Annotated in this window: 17 protein-coding genes and 1 pseudogene; 8 read left to right on the top strand and 10 right to left on the bottom strand. The window is 62.9% G+C overall.

Annotated features, from left to right (window positions below; all coding sequences use genetic code 11):
• Window positions 1-3: 3 nt before the first annotated feature.
• From hisI to H7993_RS20995, 8 genes and pseudogenes are all read left to right on the top strand, one after another.
• Window positions 4-405, top strand: a complete 402-nt coding sequence (gene hisI / locus H7993_RS15700; RefSeq protein ID WP_185794933.1) for a phosphoribosyl-AMP cyclohydrolase — start codon at window positions 4-6, stop codon at window positions 403-405.
• A complete protein-coding gene (locus H7993_RS15695) occupies window positions 398-733 on the top strand; it encodes a phosphoribosyl-ATP diphosphatase (protein WP_122480666.1) in 336 nt (111 codons plus the stop codon). Before hisI ends, H7993_RS15695 begins: the two co-directional genes overlap by 8 nt.
• A 25-nt stretch (window positions 734-758) precedes the next feature.
• A complete protein-coding gene (locus H7993_RS15690) occupies window positions 759-1019 on the top strand; it encodes a twin-arginine translocase TatA/TatE family subunit (protein ID WP_122480458.1) in 261 nt (86 codons plus the stop codon).
• A gap of 3 nt (window positions 1020-1022) precedes the next feature.
• Window positions 1023-1499: a Sec-independent protein translocase protein TatB gene (tatB, locus tag H7993_RS15685; protein WP_185794932.1), complete on the top strand. Its 477-nt coding sequence runs from the start codon at window positions 1023-1025 to the stop codon at window positions 1497-1499.
• On the top strand, window positions 1496-2284 hold the full coding sequence (tatC, locus tag H7993_RS15680; RefSeq protein ID WP_122480460.1) for a twin-arginine translocase subunit TatC: 789 nt from the start codon (window positions 1496-1498) through the stop codon (window positions 2282-2284). The genes tatB and tatC overlap by 4 nt, the downstream gene beginning before the upstream one ends.
• Window positions 2281-2988, top strand: a complete 708-nt coding sequence (locus H7993_RS15675) for a 16S rRNA (uracil(1498)-N(3))-methyltransferase (RefSeq protein ID WP_185794931.1) — start codon at window positions 2281-2283, stop codon at window positions 2986-2988. The genes tatC and H7993_RS15675 overlap by 4 nt, the downstream gene beginning before the upstream one ends.
• Before the next feature lie 128 nt (window positions 2989-3116).
• Window positions 3117-4178: pseudogene (locus H7993_RS21000) on the top strand (methyl-accepting chemotaxis protein); the annotation flags it as partial.
• Window positions 4170-5033, top strand: a complete 864-nt coding sequence (locus H7993_RS20995) for a methyl-accepting chemotaxis protein (protein WP_425312022.1) — start codon at window positions 4170-4172, stop codon at window positions 5031-5033. The pseudogene H7993_RS21000 and the gene H7993_RS20995, both read left to right, overlap by 9 nt.
• 127 nt (window positions 5034-5160) lie before the next feature.
• Here the strand turns inward: H7993_RS20995 and H7993_RS15665 are convergent, their stop codons facing one another.
• The 10 genes from H7993_RS15665 to H7993_RS15620 form a co-directional block, all read right to left on the bottom strand.
• Window positions 5161-5895 (bottom strand): ATP-binding cassette domain-containing protein, encoded by a 735-nt coding sequence (locus tag H7993_RS15665; RefSeq protein ID WP_185795002.1) that lies wholly within the window; start codon window positions 5893-5895, stop codon window positions 5161-5163.
• Window positions 5888-6850 carry an amino acid ABC transporter permease gene (locus H7993_RS15660; RefSeq protein WP_185794929.1) on the bottom strand — a complete coding sequence of 321 codons (963 nt, stop codon included), beginning with the start codon at window positions 6848-6850 and terminating at the stop codon, window positions 5888-5890. The genes H7993_RS15665 and H7993_RS15660 overlap by 8 nt, the downstream gene beginning before the upstream one ends.
• A 74-nt stretch (window positions 6851-6924) precedes the next feature.
• Complete coding sequence (locus tag H7993_RS15655) at window positions 6925-7722, bottom strand: transporter substrate-binding domain-containing protein (RefSeq protein ID WP_122480464.1); 798 nt, start codon at window positions 7720-7722, stop codon at window positions 6925-6927.
• A gap of 238 nt (window positions 7723-7960) precedes the next feature.
• Window positions 7961-10537: a glucans biosynthesis glucosyltransferase MdoH gene (gene mdoH / locus H7993_RS15650; RefSeq protein ID WP_122480465.1), complete on the bottom strand. Its 2577-nt coding sequence runs from the start codon at window positions 10535-10537 to the stop codon at window positions 7961-7963.
• Window positions 10530-12275: a glucan biosynthesis protein G gene (locus H7993_RS15645; RefSeq protein WP_342345050.1), complete on the bottom strand. Its 1746-nt coding sequence runs from the start codon at window positions 12273-12275 to the stop codon at window positions 10530-10532. The genes mdoH and H7993_RS15645 overlap by 8 nt, the downstream gene beginning before the upstream one ends.
• Window positions 12276-12537: 262 nt before the next feature.
• Window positions 12538-12975 (bottom strand): D-aminoacyl-tRNA deacylase, encoded by a 438-nt coding sequence (dtd, locus tag H7993_RS15640; RefSeq protein ID WP_122480466.1) that lies wholly within the window; start codon window positions 12973-12975, stop codon window positions 12538-12540.
• Window positions 12972-13943 carry a prolyl aminopeptidase gene (gene pip, locus H7993_RS15635; RefSeq protein WP_122480467.1) on the bottom strand — a complete coding sequence of 324 codons (972 nt, stop codon included), beginning with the start codon at window positions 13941-13943 and terminating at the stop codon, window positions 12972-12974. The genes dtd and pip overlap by 4 nt, the downstream gene beginning before the upstream one ends.
• 104 nt (window positions 13944-14047) lie before the next feature.
• Window positions 14048-15193: a PheS-related mystery ligase SrmL gene (gene srmL, locus H7993_RS15630; protein ID WP_185794928.1), complete on the bottom strand. Its 1146-nt coding sequence runs from the start codon at window positions 15191-15193 to the stop codon at window positions 14048-14050.
• Window positions 15194-15327: 134 nt separating this feature from the next.
• Entirely contained in the window at window positions 15328-16149 is an 822-nt protein-coding gene (locus H7993_RS15625; RefSeq protein ID WP_185794927.1) for a quaternary amine ABC transporter ATP-binding protein, read from the bottom strand.
• Window positions 16146-16997 (bottom strand): ABC transporter permease, encoded by an 852-nt coding sequence (locus tag H7993_RS15620; RefSeq protein ID WP_122480470.1) that lies wholly within the window; start codon window positions 16995-16997, stop codon window positions 16146-16148. Before H7993_RS15620 ends, H7993_RS15625 begins: the two co-directional genes overlap by 4 nt.
• Window positions 16998-17035: the final 38 nt, after the last annotated feature.

The following is a 17035-nucleotide window of genomic DNA, read 5'->3' as shown; positions in this document are numbered from 1 at the left end:
CACATGAAAGACTGGCTGGACGAGATCAAATGGGACCGCGACGGCCTGGTGCCGGCGATTGCCCAGGATCACCACACCGGGCGCATCCTCATGATGGCCTGGATGAACCGCGAGGCACTGGCATTGACCGCTGCCGAAAACCGGGCGATCTACTGGTCCCGTTCGCGTGGCAAGCTGTGGCGCAAGGGCGAGGAATCCGGTCACGTGCAGAAACTGCACGAGCTGCGCCTGGACTGCGACGCCGACGTGGTCGTGCTCAGCGTCGAGCAGGTCGGTGACATCGCCTGTCACACTGGCCGCCAAAGCTGCTTCTATAGGGTCTTCGAGAACGGCCAATGGACCGTCGTCGACCCGGTCCTGAAAAATCCCGCTGCCATCTATTCCGCAGGCCATGGCCATGAATGACACTCTGGACCGCGTCGCTGCGGTGCTCGAAGAACGCAAGGGCGCCAGCGCCGACAGCTCGTATGTCGCCAGCCTGTACGCCAAGGGATTGAACAAGATTCTGGAAAAGCTCGGCGAAGAATCGATCGAGACCATCATTGCCGCCAAGGATGCCGCCCACAGCGGCGACTGCAGCGATGTCATCTACGAAACTGCCGATCTGTGGTTCCATAGCCTGGTCATGCTTGCACAACTCGGCCAACACCCACAGGCTGTACTCGATGAACTGGATCGCCGATTCGGCCTGTCCGGTCACGATGAGAAAGCCGCCCGCCTGCCGTCAGCCTGAAATGTCTTTTTGGAGGAGTTGAATCATGGGTCTGTTTGATTGGAAACACTGGATCGTCATCCTGATTGTCGTGGTACTGGTCTTCGGCACCAAGAAACTCAAGAACCTGGGCACCGACGTCGGTGAATCGATCAAGGGCTTTCGCAAAGCCATGAACGACGACGACAAACCGGGTGCCGAGCAGCCGACACAGCCGGTCCACCCGCAGGCCAGCTCGCCGCTGACTCCGCCGCATACCCTCGACGGCCAGCATCAGAAAGTCGAAGAACCCATCAGGAAAGACTGATCAATGTTCGGTATCAGCTTCAGCGAACTCATGCTCGTGGGCCTCATCGCCCTGTTGGTGCTGGGCCCTGAGCGACTGCCCGGTGCCGCGCGCACCGCAGGGTTGTGGATCGGGCGCCTGAAACGCAGCTTCAACGCGATCAAGACCGAAGTGGAACGCGAGATAGGCGCCGACGAAATCCGTCGCCAACTGCACAACGAGCACGTGCTTTCGCTCGAGGAGCAGGCGCGCAAGATCCTCGATCCGCAGCGCGCCGCGCGTCCGAGCGAGCCGCCCGCACCGCTGGCCGATCCGATTCCACCCGGCGCCCAGGCGCAACCGGTGCTTGATCGTGATGCGGTGAGCACCGACGTCACGCCTACCACGGTGCCCACTGCCACGCAGACACCGGCTGTGGTTGACCGTGACACGAGCAGCGCTCAGGCTGTTGCGATACCCGTATCCTCCAATGAACCTACACAGCCACCGCGGGCCCCATGAGCGAAATTCCGGAAAACGACCAGCCCATGCCGCTGGTCTCGCACTTGACCGAATTGCGCACGCGCCTGCTGCGTTGCGTTGCCGTGATTTTCCTGGTCTTCGCCGGGCTGTTTTCCTTCGCCCAACAGATCTACACCCTGGTGTCGGCGCCGCTGCGCGAGTACCTGCCCGAAGGGGCCACGATGATCGCCACTGATGTGGCCTCGCCGTTTCTCACGCCTTTCAAGCTGACCATGATGGTCTCGCTGTTCCTGGCCGTGCCGATCATCCTGCACCAGGTCTGGGGCTTCATCGCACCGGGCCTGTACAAGCACGAAAAACGCATTGCCATACCATTGCTGGTGTCGAGCATCTTCCTGTTCTATGCGGGGATGGCCTTCGCCTACTTTCTGGTGTTTCCACTGGTCTTCAAGTTCTTCGCCAGTGCCACGCCGGTGGGCGTGACCATGGCCACCGACATCGCCAGTTACCTCGATTTCGTCATGACGCTGTTCTTCGCTTTCGGCGTGGCGTTCGAGATTCCGGTGGCCGTGGTACTGCTGGTGTGGATCGGCGTCGTCGACGTCAAGTACCTGCGCAAGATCCGCCCGTACGTGATCATCGGCTGCTTCGTGGTCGGCATGATTCTGACCCCACCGGACATTTTCTCGCAGACACTGCTGGCCGTGCCGATGTGGTTGCTGTTCGAGATCGGCATCCTGTTCGGTGCCCTGATCCGCAAGCGCGGTGACGAACCAACCGAGGACGATGACCGCAACGGCCAGCCGCCTGCGACTCAGGCATGAACCTGCTGCTGCTAGAAACGGCCGACTTCACCGCGCCGGACAAGGTAGTGCTGCGTGATCGACGCTTCACCCACATGCAGGCCGTGCACCGTGTCGAGCTGGGCGACAGCCTGCGGGTGGGCAAGGTCGATGGCTTGATGGGGCGTGCCCAGGTCACGAGGTTGGAAGATCACGAGGCCGAACTCGCCGTGGTGCTCGACCAACCGCCACCGGCGAAACTGCCGCTGACACTGGTGCTTGCGCTGCCCCGCCCGAAAATGCTTCGCCGAGTGTTCCAGACCATTGCCACCATGGGGGTGGCCAAGCTGGTCCTGGTGAACAGCTATCGGGTCGAGAAAAGTTTCTGGCAAACCCCTTTTCTCGAGCCGGCTGCCATTCGCGAGCAGCTCATCCTGGGCCTGGAACAGGCACGCGATACCCAGCTCCCCGAAGTGCTGATCGAAAAGCGTTTCAAGCCCTTCGTCGAGGATCGCCTGCCTGCTGTGAGCGCCGGCACCCTGGGGCTGGTCGGGCATCCTGGCGACTACCCGCCCTGCCCGCGTCATCCGGAGCAGCCAGTGACCCTGGCCATTGGTCCGGAAGGTGGCTGGATTCCCTACGAGGTCGACCTGCTGGGCCTTGCAGGTTTGCAGCCAGTGCAGCTGGGCGAACGCATCCTGCGGGTTGAAACCGCCGTGGCGGTGCTGCTCGCGCGGCTGTTCTGACCCACGTCGTCCAGGCTTGACGATTCCCGGTGGGTCACGTCACTTAGCCACCATCGAGTTTCGGCGACACCTGCCGATGCCCCTGAACTGCCGACAATCATGCTGTCGGCCTGTCAGGGAGCTTCATCATGTCCAACACCTTTGCCCGCTACCTGGGCAATCTGAGCGTCAACCTGAAACTGGGGATTGGTTTCGGTGTGGTGCTACTGCTTACTCTTTTGATTGCCGCCACGGGCTGGTCTGGCCTGACCCGCTTGATCGAGCGCGCCGACAAGATCACCAGCATTTCCATACTCGACGACCGCATGCGTGACCTGCGCATTGCCGCTCAGTCGTTCGAACTGCAGAAAGGCAGTTCCGGTGCCGACAATGTCACCCGTCTTCTCGACCAGCTCGACACCGATCTTGCGGCCGCCCAGCACACTCTGGTGCAGCCCGAAGACATCGCGCTCGTCGAGCAGGAAATAGCCACCACCCAAGCCTATCGCCGGGAATTCACCGCATCGCTGGCGTCGATCCAGGGTCGCGAGGCAGCCCGCAGCCAACTGGGCAGCACCGCCGACCGCGCCGTGGCCGAAGTCAATCAGGCGCAGGCAGCGCTGCTGAGCCAGGGCGAGCTGACGGCCTACAGCACCCTGGTGGAAACCAGCCGGCTGATCCAGCAGGCGCGCTTTCAAGTGCGTGGCTACACCTATAGCGCCAAGGACGAAGCACGCCAGCCGGCGCTGGCGGCCATCGACCAGGCGATCGCTTCGGTCGCTGCTGCGGGGGCCAGCGTTTCCGGCGAATTCACCGGCCGCTTGCAGCAGGCCGACGAGTCCCTGCGTGCCTATCGCGCGGCGGTGGCGCAATTCAGCGAAAACCAGCAGGCCACACTGCAGAGCATCGACAAGATGACGGCATTGGGCACCACCCTGCTCGGGCTGAGCGACCGACTGGGCGACTCGCAGACGGCCAAGCGCGATGCCGACACGGCCCAGGCCAAGGCGTGGCTGGCCACTGCAGCCGCCCTGGCCACACTGCTTGGTATCGCTGCGGCATGGGCGATCACCGCGCAGATCGTCGGCCCGTTGCGGCAGACCCTGGCGAGTGTCGAGCGCGTCGCTTCCGGCGACCTCCGGCAGTCGCCCGCCATCACCCGACGTGACGAACTGGGCAAGGTTCAGCTGGCCCTGCAGCGCATGACCCTGAACCTGCGGGAACTGGTGGGTGGCATCAGCGAGGGCGTCACGCAGCTGGCCAGTGCCGCCGAGGAGCTTTCCGCGGTCACCGAGCAGACCAGCGCCGGGGTCAACGCGCAGAAAGTCGAAACCGACCAGGTAGCCACGGCCATGAATGAAATGGCGGCGACGGTGCAGGAAGTGGCGCGCAACGCCGAGGAAGCCTCGGAAGCTGCCGTGGCTGCCGATCAGCAGGCCCGTGAAGGTGATCGAGTGGTCAGCCAGGCCGTGGGCCAGATCGAGCGACTGGCAGCCGAGGTGCTGCATTCCAGCGAGGCCATGAATCAGTTGAAACAGGAAAGCAGCAAGATCGGCGGCGTGCTCGATGTAATCAAGTCGGTGGCGCAGCAGACCAACCTGTTGGCTCTGAACGCGGCAATCGAGGCGGCCCGTGCCGGCGAGGCAGGTCGCGGTTTTGCCGTGGTGGCCGATGAAGTACGCAGCCTGGCCCAACGCACTCAGCAATCGACCGAAGAGATCCAGTCATTGATCGCTTCGCTGCAGACCGGTACCCATGAGGTTTCCAGCGCACTGGACAGCAGCCGGGCGATGACCGACAGCAGTGTGCAACTGGCCCGGCGTGCCGGTGAGTCGTTGAGCGACATTACCCGTACCGTGTCGACGATCCAGGCGATGAACCAGCAGATCGCCGCCGCGGCGGAGCAACAGAGTGTGGTGGCTGAAGAGATCAACCGCAGCGTGCTCAACGTGCGCGACGTTTCCGAGCAGACATCGGCGGCGAGCGAGGAAACGGCAGCGTCGAGCATCGAGCTGGCGCGTCTGGGCACACATCTGCAGGGGCTGGTGGGTCAGTTCAAGGTCTGACCCTGGTTGGGTGAGCCTGATGGCCTCTTCGCGGGCAGAGCCCCGCTCCCACAGGAGCCTGCAGCGATCTTGTGGGAGCGGGTCTCTGCCCGCGAAAGCGGTCTGCGGATCGGCGCAGGAACCCGGGCTACAACACCTGCCGCAAAAACGCCTGTGCCCTTGGGTCCTTGGGTGCGTCGAAGAACTCGGCCGGGGGCGCGTCTTCCAGCAAACGGCCATGGTCGAAGAACAGCACACGGTCCGCCACTTCACGGGCGAAGCCCATTTCATGGGTGACGCACACCATGGTCATGCCTTCTTCGGCGAGGGTCTTCATCACTTCCAGCACCTCACCGACCATCTCCGGATCGAGCGCCGATGTCGGCTCGTCGAACAGCATGACCTTAGGGTCCATGCACAGCGCCCGGGCAATGGCCACGCGCTGCTGCTGGCCACCGGACAGCCGTGAAGGAAACGCATCAGCCTTCTCGCCGATGCCTACCTTGGCCAGCAATGCGCGTGCCTTGGCCTCGCGCTCGGCCTTGCCGCGCTTGCGCACCACTTTCTGCGCCAGGCACAGGTTTTCCAGCACGGTCATGTGCGGAAACAGGTTGAAGTGCTGGAACACCATGCCGACTTCGCGCCGGTAGGCATTGATGTTGGTTTTAGGATCGTCGAGGCGCAGGCCATCGATGCTCACCGAGCCTTCATCGAACGCCTCAAGGCCATTGAGGCAACGCAGGAAGGTGGACTTGCCCGAGCCCGAGGGGCCCAGTACCACCAGCACCTCGCCCTTGGCCACCTGCGTGCTCACCTGATCGACCGCGCGCACCACCTGGCCACGGGTATTGAACACCTTCAACAGGTCGCGTACTTCAATCACTTTGCGCAAGCCTCCGCTCGAGCCGGCTGGCGAAATACGACAGCGGCAGATTGATGACCAGGTACAGGGCCGCCACGCAGAACCAGATCTCGAACGTCGAGAACGACGTGGTGATGGCTTCGCGACCGCTCTTGGTCAGCTCGGTAATGGCGATCACCGACACCAGCGACGTGTCCTTGACCAGGCTGATGAACTGCCCGGCCAGGGGTGGCAGAACACGCTTGAAAGCCTGCGGCAGGATGACGTGACGCATCGACTGTCCGGCATCCAGGCCCAGGGAGCGGGCAGCCTCGCCCTGCCCCTTGGCGATGGACTGCACGCCCGAGCGTACGATCTCGGCCACGTAGGCACCGGTGAACAGCGCCAGCGCCGCCACCCCGGCGAATTCGCGCGAAAGGTTGAGCACGGTACCGATGAAGAAATAGAAGATGAAAATCTGCACCAGCAGCGGCGTACCCCGCACCAGCTCGACATACACCGTCGACAGATGGCGCAAGGTGGGGTTGCTCGACAGCCGGCACAGCCCGGTGACCAGGCCCAGCAGCAGGCCGGCCACGCCGGACACCAGCGACAGCCACAGCGTGGTCCACAGCCCCCAGGCGATCGGCCCGGCGGTCCAGTGGCGCGTCACGCCGATCTGGTCGCCTTCGGAGACGTCATCGCCCTCTTCGAGCACGACACTGCCACTGTCCGCCAGCAACACCTGTTCGCCACCGTCTTCGTCGCGCAGGGTGACCCGTGTCTGCCCGCCCTGCCGGACGATCTGCTCGACGCTGCCATAGCCCTCGGCGCGCTGCGGCAGCTCGGCCTGATAGACGAAGTACTGCGGCACTCGATTCCAATGCCACTCATAGGAAATGCGCGAGGTGGCAGCGTACAAGCTGAAAGCCAGGCCGATGAGCACCAGCGCGGTGAGCCCGTGCCAGGGCCATTGAGCTTTGTGGTGTTTGATCACAGGGGTTCAATCCGCTAGAAGACCGCCGCGCAGGGCAGGCCTGCGCGTCAGGGAGAGTCTGGCCAGAGGCGCAGTCATTGCATTTCGTCGAGCCAGTTCTTGCTCACGAACCACTTCTTGTGGATACGATCGTAGCTGCCGTCTTCACGGGCCTGGCGCAGGAAATTGTTGATGAAGTTGAGGCTGTCGTAGTCGCCCTTCTTCAAGCCGAACGCCAAGGGCTCGTAAGTGAAAGGCTCGTCGAGGTAGACCAGCTTGCCGTTACCGACCTTGTCCACCGCCACCACGTTGTAGGGCGAATCGTAGATGAACGCATCCGCCTTGCCGTTGACCACGTCGAGTACCGCCTCAGGCTCGTTGTCGTAGCCGTGGTACTGCGCCTTGGCGATCAACTTGCGCGCCACGAACTCGCCGGTCGTACCGACCTTGGAGGTGATGCGGTAGTCCGGCGAGTTCAGGTCCTTGTAGGTCTTGACCTTGTCGGCCAATTCCTTGCGAATCAGCAGGGTCTGGCCGACGACGATGAACGGGTCGCTGAAGTTGATGCGCAGGTTGCGCTCCTGGGTCAGGGTCAAGCCGCTGCCGATCATGTCGAACTTGTCGGTCATCAGCGCTGGAATGATGCCATCCAGGCTGGTCGACACCAGCTCCAGCTTGACGCCCATGGACTTGGCCATGGCCTTGAGCAGGTCGACTTCGAAACCGATGATTTCGCCACGCTTGTTGGTCATTTCGAACGGCATGTAGGTCGGGTCCATGCCCACGCGCAAAGTGCCGCGCTTGACCGCTTCGTCGATAGCGCCCGCTTGCGCCGAACCCACGACCGCCATGGCCATGACGCCGAGCAGCAGCCGCGACAGATACTTGTTCATTACCAATTCCCCTAGCCAACTTCGGGCACGGCCAAGCCTGGGCGCACCATTTCGGGGTGCGATCCTAACTCAAACGGGGGGTTGAACAAAGTTTGGCGGTGAAATGAGTGCCAGGTGGCACTGTTGGGGGGCATGGCAGGAATATCGAGGTGCAGCATTCGCGGGCAGAGCCCGCTCCCACAGGAGTGCTTTTGCTACTTGTGGGAGCGGGCTCTGCCCGCGAATGAGGCCAACACGGTCAGGCGTTCTGCAAGCCTGCCGCTGCAGCGGTGTCCAGCGTTGGCACAGCCGGCGATTGCCGCTCCGCCTGCTTGGACTGACGCCACGCTTCCAGCCACGCAACGTTCTGGTCAGCCCAGACATGCTCGTGCAGACGCGAGATCGCTACCGGATCACTGAGCAGCGACATGCGCGTGCTGTTGTCGAGCTTCTGCGGGCCACCCTCCAGTGCCTGATGCACCCACTGCGCGCGCATGCTTTCGATCGGCGCAGCCTTGCCGTGCCGCGCCGTGCCCAGGCCGTAGGCCAAGGCATTCTGGCGCGGATCGACAACGGCACGCACGAAACCATCCTTGAGCGCGTTATCACGGTTTGCCTGGGTATAGCGATCGGTGGACAGCAGCTCCTGTGGCGTGTCGTACTCCTCGGGAATCAGGAACAACTTCTCATCGCGTGCCTGCATGCCCAGATTGGTTCGGCTGGAGATCACCGACACCGGGATCGACAGCATCAGCGAACCCACGATCGGAGTCAGCCACCACAGGAAGCTGGGGTTCAGCCAGATCACCAGGGCAGCCCAAGCCGCGCCCAGCAGCGTCTGCGAGCCATGACGCTTGATTGCCTCGCTCCAGGGCGTGGAGTCGTCGTCACGCTGCGGCGAGTTCCAGGTCGCGGCCCAACCCAGGAACGCGGCGAGCACGAAACGGGTATGGAACAGCATGCGCACCGGCGCCAGCAGCATCGAGAAGAGCATTTCCAGCAGCATTGACAAGGTGACCTTGAAACGGCCGCCGTATTCTTTCGCGCCCTTGGCCCAGATCAGGATGATGCTCAGCAGCTTGGGCAGGAACAGCAGCACGATGGTGGTGGAGAACAACGCCACCGCCTTGTCCGGGTGCCATTGCGGCCACAGCGGGTACAGCTGCCGCGGCGCCAGGAAGTAGGTCGGCTCCATAAGCGTGTTCACCGCCAGCAGCGCGGTGGACAGCACCAGGAAGAAGAACCACAACGGTGCCGACAAGTACGACATCACGCCGGTGAGGAATACCGCCCGGTGAACCGGGTGCATGCCCTTGACCAGGAACAGCCGGAAGTTCATCAGGTTGCCGTGGCACCAGCGGCGATCGCGCTTGAGCTCGTCGAGCAGGTTGGGCGGCAGTTCTTCGTAGCTGCCCGGCAGATCATAGGCAATCCACACGCCCCAGCCGGCGCGGCGCATCAGTGCCGCCTCGACGAAGTCGTGGGAAAGAATCGCACCGGCGAACGCACCCTTGCCCGGCAACGGCGCCAGGGCGCAGTGCTCGATGAAAGGCTTCATGCGAATGATCGCATTGTGCCCCCAGTAGTGCGATTCGCCCAACTGCCAGAAGTGCAGGCCGGCGGTGAACAGCGGACCGTACACGCGGGTAGCGAACTGCTGCATGCGCGCGTACAGGGTGTCCATGCCCGAAGCCTTGGGCGCGGTCTGGATGATGCCCGCATCTGGGGTCGCTTCCATCAAGCGAACCAGGCTGGTCAGGCATTCGCCACTCATTACGCTGTCGGCGTCGAGTACCACCATGTAGCGGTATTCGCTGCCCCAGCGACGGCAGAAGTCGTCGAGGTTGCCGCTCTTGCGTTTGACCCGACGGCGGCGACGACGGTAGAAGATATGCCCGAAACCACCGGCTTCGCGGCACACTTCCAACCACGCCTGTTGCTCGGCAACCGCGATATCGGGGTCGTTGGTGTCGCTGAGCACGAAGAAGTCGAAACGATCCAGGTCACCAGTCGCCTTGACCGATTCGAACGTGGCGCGCAAACCGGCGAAGACGCGTGTCACGTCTTCGTTGCAGATCGGCATGACCAGCGCGGTACGCGCGCCTGCCTCGATCGGCTCGTTGCCCGCGCTGGCACCGGAGATGCGGTACTTGTCGCGACCGGTAAGCAGTTCGAGGAAGCCCATCAACGCCGTCCAGAAACCCGCCGATACCCAGCAGAACAGGATACCGAAAAGGATCAGGATGCTGGTCTGCAGGAAGTACGGCAGAACCTGAGTAGCGGTCTGCATGATCGGCTGACGAACCACTTCGTCGAGGTCGACCATGCCCCAGCCCTGGTACGGCATGATGCCTTTCATGTACCAGCCGGCGACGATGGTCTGGCCCAGCATCAGCACCAGCAGAATGTAGCGACGCATCGAACCGACCCAGCGCCAGCGTGCCTTCGGCAGCACCCGCTTGTCGCTGGTGGGCTCGGGCTTGCTGGCCTTGCCGGTCAGCTTGCGCCATACCCGCACCAGCACGTTGGTGCGCCACGGCTCGGGAATCACCAGCGTGCGGTTGATCGGTGGCGTGGCCTTGAGCTGCAGGCGACCGCTGGCGTCGACGCCAAGCATCTCGGCCTCTTCCAGCTCGGCAGCCGAGTCCAGCCGCAGGCGCTGCTCGACCGAGTTCTGTGCGCCAAGCACGGCATCGTGCGCCGGGCGCCCGGACAGGCGCTCGTGCAGTTCGGTGAAGGACGTGCAGTCGGCAAGTTCTGCGCGCTGTGCGTCCCCCAGGGGCAAATGAGCCAGATATTCGCCAAGCGATTCTGGCCGAGCTGGAGAATTAGTCATCGGCGGGCAACTGGTAGCTCCAGGTTTCAGTCAGGACCTGCTCGGTCTTGACCGGTTCGGTCGGTGTGACAGGAGCGGTTTCAGGCGCGGCGGGTGCCGGAGCCTGTGCAACCTCGGCAGCCTTGTCGGCCTTGCCGTGTGCCTTGTCATGCTTGGGCGCAGCCTTGTCTTCGACCGGCTGGGCTGCCTTGACAGGCTCCACCGGCAGATCCTTGACCAGCGCTGCACGCATTTCCACGGCCTTGTTCGGATCCTTCACCTTGACCCGCAGGGTCAGGCGCCAGCCTTTGGTCAGCGGGTTGTAGCGGACGTTGTTCTCGACCAGCTCGGCGTTGTCATCGACGCTGACCTGACTGCGAACGGCGGTGTCTTCAGCCAAAGCGGCCAGCACCGGACCTTCGTAGTCGATCAGGAAGGCAATGCTGCCATCGGCCTGACGGATCAGGTTGGACTGCTTCACGTCGCCGGTCGAACGCAGGGTCTGATTGACCCAGGCAACGTCGGGCGAGTGAAACTCGTCTTCGTCCGTGGTCCAGTGCAGGCGGTAGTTGTGCTCCAGCGCCTGACCGGGCTCCGGGATCTTTTCCGGGTTCCAGAAGGCCACGATGTTGTCGTTGGTTTCGTCGGCGGTCGGAATTTCGACCAGGTCGACGGTACCCTTGCCCCAATCGCCCTTGGGCTCGATCCAGGCGCTCGGACGCTTGTCATAGCGGTCATCGAGGTCTTCGTAACGGGAGAACTCGCGGCCACGCTGCAGCAGACCGAAACCACGCGGGTTCTCCACGGTGAAGCTGCTCACGGCCAGGTGCTTGGGATTGTTCAGCGGGCGCCACAGCCACTCGCCGTTGCCGGCATGGATGGACAGGCCGGTGGAGTCGTGCAACTCGTGACGGTAGTTCTGCACACGGGACGGCTGGTTCGAGCCAAACAGGAACATGCTGGTCAGCGGCGCAATGCCCAGGCGGCTGACACGGTCACGCAGGAACACCCGCGACTCGACGTCGACGGTCGTGTCCTTGCCCGGACGCAAGGTCAATTTGTAGGCACCGGTTGAGCGTGGCGAATCGAGCAGGGCGAAGATCACCAGCTGCTTGTCGCCTTCGTTCGGCCGTTCGACCCAGAACTCGCGAAACCGCGGGAACTCTTCGCCCGACGGCAATGCCGTATCAAGGGCCAGGCCGCGGGCCGACAGACCGTAGACCTGATTTTTGCCGATGACGCGGAAGTAGCTCGCGCCCAGCATAGTCATGATTTCGTCCTGCTTGTCCGCCTTGTTGATCGGGAACAAGACGCGGAAACCGGCGTAGCCCAACTGATCGGTGGATTTGGGATCGAACTGCAGGTCGCCGAAATCGAAACGCGCTGGGTCGTACTTGATTTCGTTGACGGTGGTAGCGGTGACTTCGTTGATCTTCACCGGGGTGTCGAAGTGCATGCCCTGATGATAGAAGGACAGCTTGAACGGGGTCTTGGCGTCGGCCCATTCGGCGTTTTCGTTGCGGAAACGGATCTTCTGGTAGTCCGCAAACTTCATGTCGCGAAACTCTTTGGGCAGATTGCTGCGCGGAGTTTCGAATTTCTGACCGGCGAGCTCCTTGGCGCGTCCGGCAACATCATCCAGGCTGAAGGCCCAGAGTTGGCTGGCGCTGAACAGGCAGAACAGTGCAGACCCGGCCAGCATCGCATTGCGCAACCGAGTGCGGGGTGTTCTTGAAGCATTTAAAGGACTAACAATCACGAGCAACCCTCGCCGAAAACATATCGAAAAACCAACGGCCAGCAGTCTTGCGCCGGGTTGGCGAGCACTGTTCCGACTCCAAAAGGGCACAATGATTCCCCAAGCGGAGCCGGACACGCTTCAAACTGGACATACCGGGTAGCGAAATGCGGCCCCCTGGCGCGCGATTATCTAGTACGTCGCGTCACAACGCATCAGGGTAGCTCAAGTATTTATGCTGTGAGAAACGGACGACGACTGCAAACTCGCCAGCAATAGGCCATTAAATTTGTAACAAAAAGGTTACGGGGCCATCGTTGGTCAGGCTTACCTGCATATCGGCACCGAACTGCCCGACCTGAACCTGTGGATGCGCTTTTTTTGCAGCGTCCACGAGGTGCTCGAAAAGCGCCTGCGCCAAGGCCGGCACGGCTGCAGTGGAGAAGCCTGCGCGCAGGCCGCTGCGGGTGTCCGCCGCCAAGGTGAATTGCGACACCAGCAACAGGCCGCCGCCAACATCCTTCAGCGACAGGTTCATCTTGCCTTGCTCGTCGCTGAACACTCGATAGTTGAGCAGCTTGTGCAGGAGCTTGTCGGCGCTGGCGGCGGTGTCGTCCGGCTCGACCGCTACCAGCACCAACAGCCCCTGGTCGATGGCCCCGATGGTTTGCCCGGCCACCTCGACGCGGGCCTGGCTGACCCGCTGCAGCAGCCCCTTCACGCTTCTTCCAGGGGCAGGTCCAGCAAACGCCGCGCCATCTGCTCGGCGGCGCGCACCAGGGCGTCGGTAATGCCCGGCTCCGAAGCGGCATGACCCGCGTCGCGAATGACCTGCAGCTCGCTGTTTGGCCAAGCCTGATGCAGCGCCCAGGCGTTGTCCAGCGGGCAGATCACGTCGTAGCGGCCGTGCACGATGACTGCCGGCAGGTGGGCGATGCGCGGCATGTCGCGGATCAGCTGGTCGGGTTCGAGGAAGGCATTGTTGACGAAGTAATGGGTTTCGATGCGCGCGATCGACAGCGCACGCTGCGGCTCGGAGAAACGATCGACCACCAGCGGGTTGGGCCGCAGGGTCGCGGTGCGCCCTTCCCAGGTGGACCAGGCCTTGGCCGCATGCATCTGGGCAATCTGGTCGTTGCCGGTAAGACGCTTGTGGAAAGCCTGCAACAGGTTGCCGCGCTCATCCAGCGGTATCGGCGCGATGTAGTCCTGCCAATAGTCGGGGAACAGGCGACTGGCGCCGGCCTGGTAGAACCATTCGATTTCCTGCGGGCGGCAGAGGAAAATGCCGCGCAGGATCAGGCCGTGGACGCGCTCGGGATGGGTCTGGGCATAGGCCAGGGCCAGCGTGGAGCCCCAGGAACCGCCGAACAGCACCCACTTGTCGATGCCAAGGTGCTCGCGAATGCGCTCCATGTCTGCCACCAGCCGCCAGGTGGTGTTGTTCTCGATGCTGGCATGGGGCGTGGAGCGGCCGCAGCCGCGCTGGTCGAAGGTCACGATGCGATAGACGTTGGGATCGAAGTAGCAACGGCTCTGCGCGTCGCACCCGGAACCCGGGCCGCCGTGGATGAACAGCACCGGCAAGCCCTTGGGCGAGCCGCTTTCGTCGACATACAGCACGTGCGGCTCTTCCACGGCCAGATCATGCCTGGCGTAGGGTTTGATCTGCGGGTACAAGGTTTGCATCGTGCGCTCCGTTGGATGTTGGGTCTCTGCCGTTGGCCATCATAAACCCGAATGACCGCTCGGCGCATTCTCCCTATTCATTGCAGGGTCTCCACTGCAGGGTTTCACAAGCGCTCCCCTACCAGATAGGCGCCACCCGGCACGCCCTGGTGCAAAGCCGTGCGGATATCGCGATACAAGCCGTCGGCCTGCTGCGCAGTCAGGGACTGGGCGTGGTCGCGCAGCACCACCTGCAGCACCAGGTTGTGCTGGCCGCGAACGATGCCCAGGCGCTTGATGGTCAGCGCGGGCAATTCCTCGAACGGCCAGCAGCCGCGTATGTGCAGTTCCTCGATCCAGCTGGCGCGGTAGCCGGCCACCTGCAGGACCTGCTCGGTGATGTCCTCGATCCCCAACCCCGGTGCCACCGCCAGCGACAGGTCACGGCTGATCGCCGGCTGGCGGTACAGGGGCTGCCAGGCCTTGAGGTCGCCCATCTGCGCCTGCACCTGGGGATGGCCGTCGCGCAGCAGGCGGATGTCCGGAACGCCCTTGCGCAGCATGGCCAGGCGGTCCAGCCCCAGGCGCAGAACCAGACCACCATGGGCCTGGGGATCGACCTCCAGACGCTGCAGGAACGCCGGGCAGATGCAGCCGCAGGCGAGGATGTCCACCGGTGCCTGGCGGGTCACCAAACTGACGTTGAGGCCATCGCGGGTAAAACCGCAGGCTCCGCAGCTGTGCCCCCACATTCGCCCCGGCACGGCGATGTCCAGCACATCACCGACCAGACGCAGCAGATCCTGACGATTGCCCAGTTCGGCGTCGCCCAGTACCCAGATGTCCATCTGGTGCGGCTCGGCGCAATGCCAGCGATCACGGATATCGCGACGGAAAGTGATGCCCGGTGCGGCGAGCATGATGGTTTCGCCCGGTGCCCGACGCGCCGCCGCTGCTTGCAGGCCGGTGATGATCGCGCTGCTGGTCTGGGTGCGCAGCAGCAGTTCGTCATCCACCCAGCAGCTGTGGTTGCCTACCTCATCCATCACCTGGGGATCGTCGCCGCACAGCTGGAAGTTTTCCACGGCAGAGATGATCCGCGGCCCCTTGTGCACCTCGGCCAAGGGCCAGCCTTGTCGCACCAGGCCGGCAAGCAGATCCTTGACCAGCAGGCGCACGGCATGGGGCGGCTCGCAGGCTTCGGTCAGGTCGGCAATGCGCAGCGCCTTGTGTATCGCTTCATGGCTGAGATAGTGCTTGGTGACGGGCATGCAGGCATTCCTTGTTCGAGGCGAATGCCTGCACGCTAGGCAGGGTATTGGGGGACCACAATCAGAAAAGTCTGAAAGGCCTGTTATTCAGAAACGTCTGTCGGACGTTTCTGAATAACAGGCCGTTTGGAGCTTCAGATCGCAACGCTGCGCCGCTGGACGAACCGGTCCACATAGTCGTCGGCCGGGTTGTGCAGGATTTCCCTGGCGGTGCCGGCCTGGATCAGGCGTCCGTCCTTGAGAATGGCGATCCGGTTGCCCAGGCGAAGCGCTTCGTCCAGATCGTGGGTGATGAACACGATGGTCTTGTGCAGGCGGGTCTGCAGCTCCAGCAGCTGGTCCTGCATTTCGGCGCGGATCAAGGGGTCCAGGGCACTGAACGCCTCGTCCATGAGAATGATGTCGGTATCCGCCGCCAGCGCCCGCGCCAGGCCCACGCGCTGGCGCATGCCGCCGGAGAGCTGCTGCGGGTAGGCACGTTCGTAGCCGTTGAGGCCCACCGCTTCGACCCAGTGCTGCGCGCGCTCCTCACACAGCGCCTTGCTCTCGCCTCGCACCTTGAGGCCATAGGCGACGTTGTCCAGCACGCTTCTGTGCGGCAGCAGGCCGAAGCTCTGGAACACCATGCTGATCTTGCGACGGCGAAATTCGCGTAGCGCCGGCATGCCGTAGCGCAGGATATCCTCGCCATCCACCAGTATCTGGCCACTGGAAGGATCTACCAGTCGGTTGAAATGCCGCACCAGGGTGGATTTGCCCGAACCGGACAACCCCATGATGACGAACACCTCGCCTGCGGCGATCGACAACGACAGGTCGTCGACCCCGACCACGCAACCGGTGGCGGCCAGCACCTGCTCCTTGCTCTGCCCTTGCTGGCTCAGCGCCAGCGCCTCTTTCTCGCGCTTGCCGAACACCTTGTAGACATTGCGCACTTCGATCTTCGGCGCGTTCATCGGCCTGCCTCGTGACGGGGACGACCATAGGCCTGGGTGATGCGGTCGATCACGACCGCCAGAATGACGATTGCCAGCCCGGCCTCGAGCCCCTTGCCCACGTTCAGGGTCTGGATGCCCACCAGTACGTCTTCGCCCAGGCCACGAGCACCGATCATCGAGGCAATCACTACCATCGACAGCGCCATCATGGTGGTCTGGTTGATGCCGGCCATGATGCTTGGCAGGGCCAACGGCAATTGCACACCGAACAGCTGCTGCCAGCGATTGGCACCGAAGGCATTGATCGCTTCCATGACCTCGCGATCGACCTGGCGAATGCCCAGGTCGGTCAGGCGTATCAGCGGCGGCGCCGCGTAGATCACGGTGGCGAAGATGGCCGGTACCTTGCCCAGGCCAAACAGCATCAGTACCGGGATCAGGTACACGAAGCTGGGCATGGTCTGCATGATGTCGAGCAGCGGCATCAGCACCGCGCGCAGACGGTCGCTGCGTGCGGCAAGGATGCCCAGGGGAATGGCGATCACGACGGAAATCAGCGTGGCAACCAGCATCAATGCCAGGGTCTGCATGAGCTTGTCCCACAGCCCCACCGCGCCGACCAGAAACAACAGGCCGACGATGACCGCAGTGGTCAGCCACTTGCGCGATGCATGCCAGGCGATGCCGCCGACGATTGCCAGCATCAGCCACCAGGGCGTCATGCGCAGCAGACTTTCCAGGTTGACGATGGCCCACAGCAGGGTGTCGGATATCTGCCGGAAGACATCGCCATAGCGGGTCACCAGCGCATCGACGCCGTCATTGACCCAGTTGGCGATGGAAAAAGTGAAGCTTTCAGGAAACATGGGGCGCTCTCGATGCTGGGGGCTTTGTCGATACCAAA

It is taken from the genome of Pseudomonas baltica (assembly GCF_014235765.1).
GTDB lineage: Bacteria > Pseudomonadota > Gammaproteobacteria > Pseudomonadales > Pseudomonadaceae > Aquipseudomonas > Aquipseudomonas baltica.
Note: the sequence above shows the minus strand (reverse complement) of the source record. Positions and strands in the feature narration are given on the sequence as shown.

What these genes read in the sequence shown, in the direction of transcription:
- tatC (WP_122480460.1), top strand. Translation starts at nt 1,496, where the DNA reads ATGAGCGAAATTCCGGAAAACGACCAGCCCATGCCGCTGGTCTCGCAC.
- H7993_RS15695 (WP_122480666.1), top strand. Translation starts at nt 398, where the DNA reads ATGAATGACACTCTGGACCGCGTCGCTGCGGTGCTCGAAGAACGCAAG.
- H7993_RS15655 (WP_122480464.1), bottom strand. Translation starts at nt 7,722, where the DNA reads ATGAACAAGTATCTGTCGCGGCTGCTGCTCGGCGTCATGGCCATGGCG.
- H7993_RS15675 (WP_185794931.1), top strand. Translation starts at nt 2,281, where the DNA reads ATGAACCTGCTGCTGCTAGAAACGGCCGACTTCACCGCGCCGGACAAG.
- mdoH (WP_122480465.1), bottom strand. Translation starts at nt 10,537, where the DNA reads ATGACTAATTCTCCAGCTCGGCCAGAATCGCTTGGCGAATATCTGGCT.
- hisI (WP_185794933.1), top strand. Translation starts at nt 4, where the DNA reads ATGAAAGACTGGCTGGACGAGATCAAATGGGACCGCGACGGCCTGGTG.
- srmL (WP_185794928.1), bottom strand. Translation starts at nt 15,193, where the DNA reads ATGCCCGTCACCAAGCACTATCTCAGCCATGAAGCGATACACAAGGCG.
- H7993_RS20995 (WP_425312022.1), top strand. Translation starts at nt 4,170, where the DNA reads ATGACCCTGAACCTGCGGGAACTGGTGGGTGGCATCAGCGAGGGCGTC.
- tatB (WP_185794932.1), top strand. Translation starts at nt 1,023, where the DNA reads ATGTTCGGTATCAGCTTCAGCGAACTCATGCTCGTGGGCCTCATCGCC.
- H7993_RS15620 (WP_122480470.1), bottom strand. Translation starts at nt 16,997, where the DNA reads ATGTTTCCTGAAAGCTTCACTTTTTCCATCGCCAACTGGGTCAATGAC.
- pip (WP_122480467.1), bottom strand. Translation starts at nt 13,943, where the DNA reads ATGCAAACCTTGTACCCGCAGATCAAACCCTACGCCAGGCATGATCTG.
- H7993_RS15625 (WP_185794927.1), bottom strand. Translation starts at nt 16,149, where the DNA reads ATGAACGCGCCGAAGATCGAAGTGCGCAATGTCTACAAGGTGTTCGGC.
- H7993_RS15690 (WP_122480458.1), top strand. Translation starts at nt 759, where the DNA reads ATGGGTCTGTTTGATTGGAAACACTGGATCGTCATCCTGATTGTCGTG.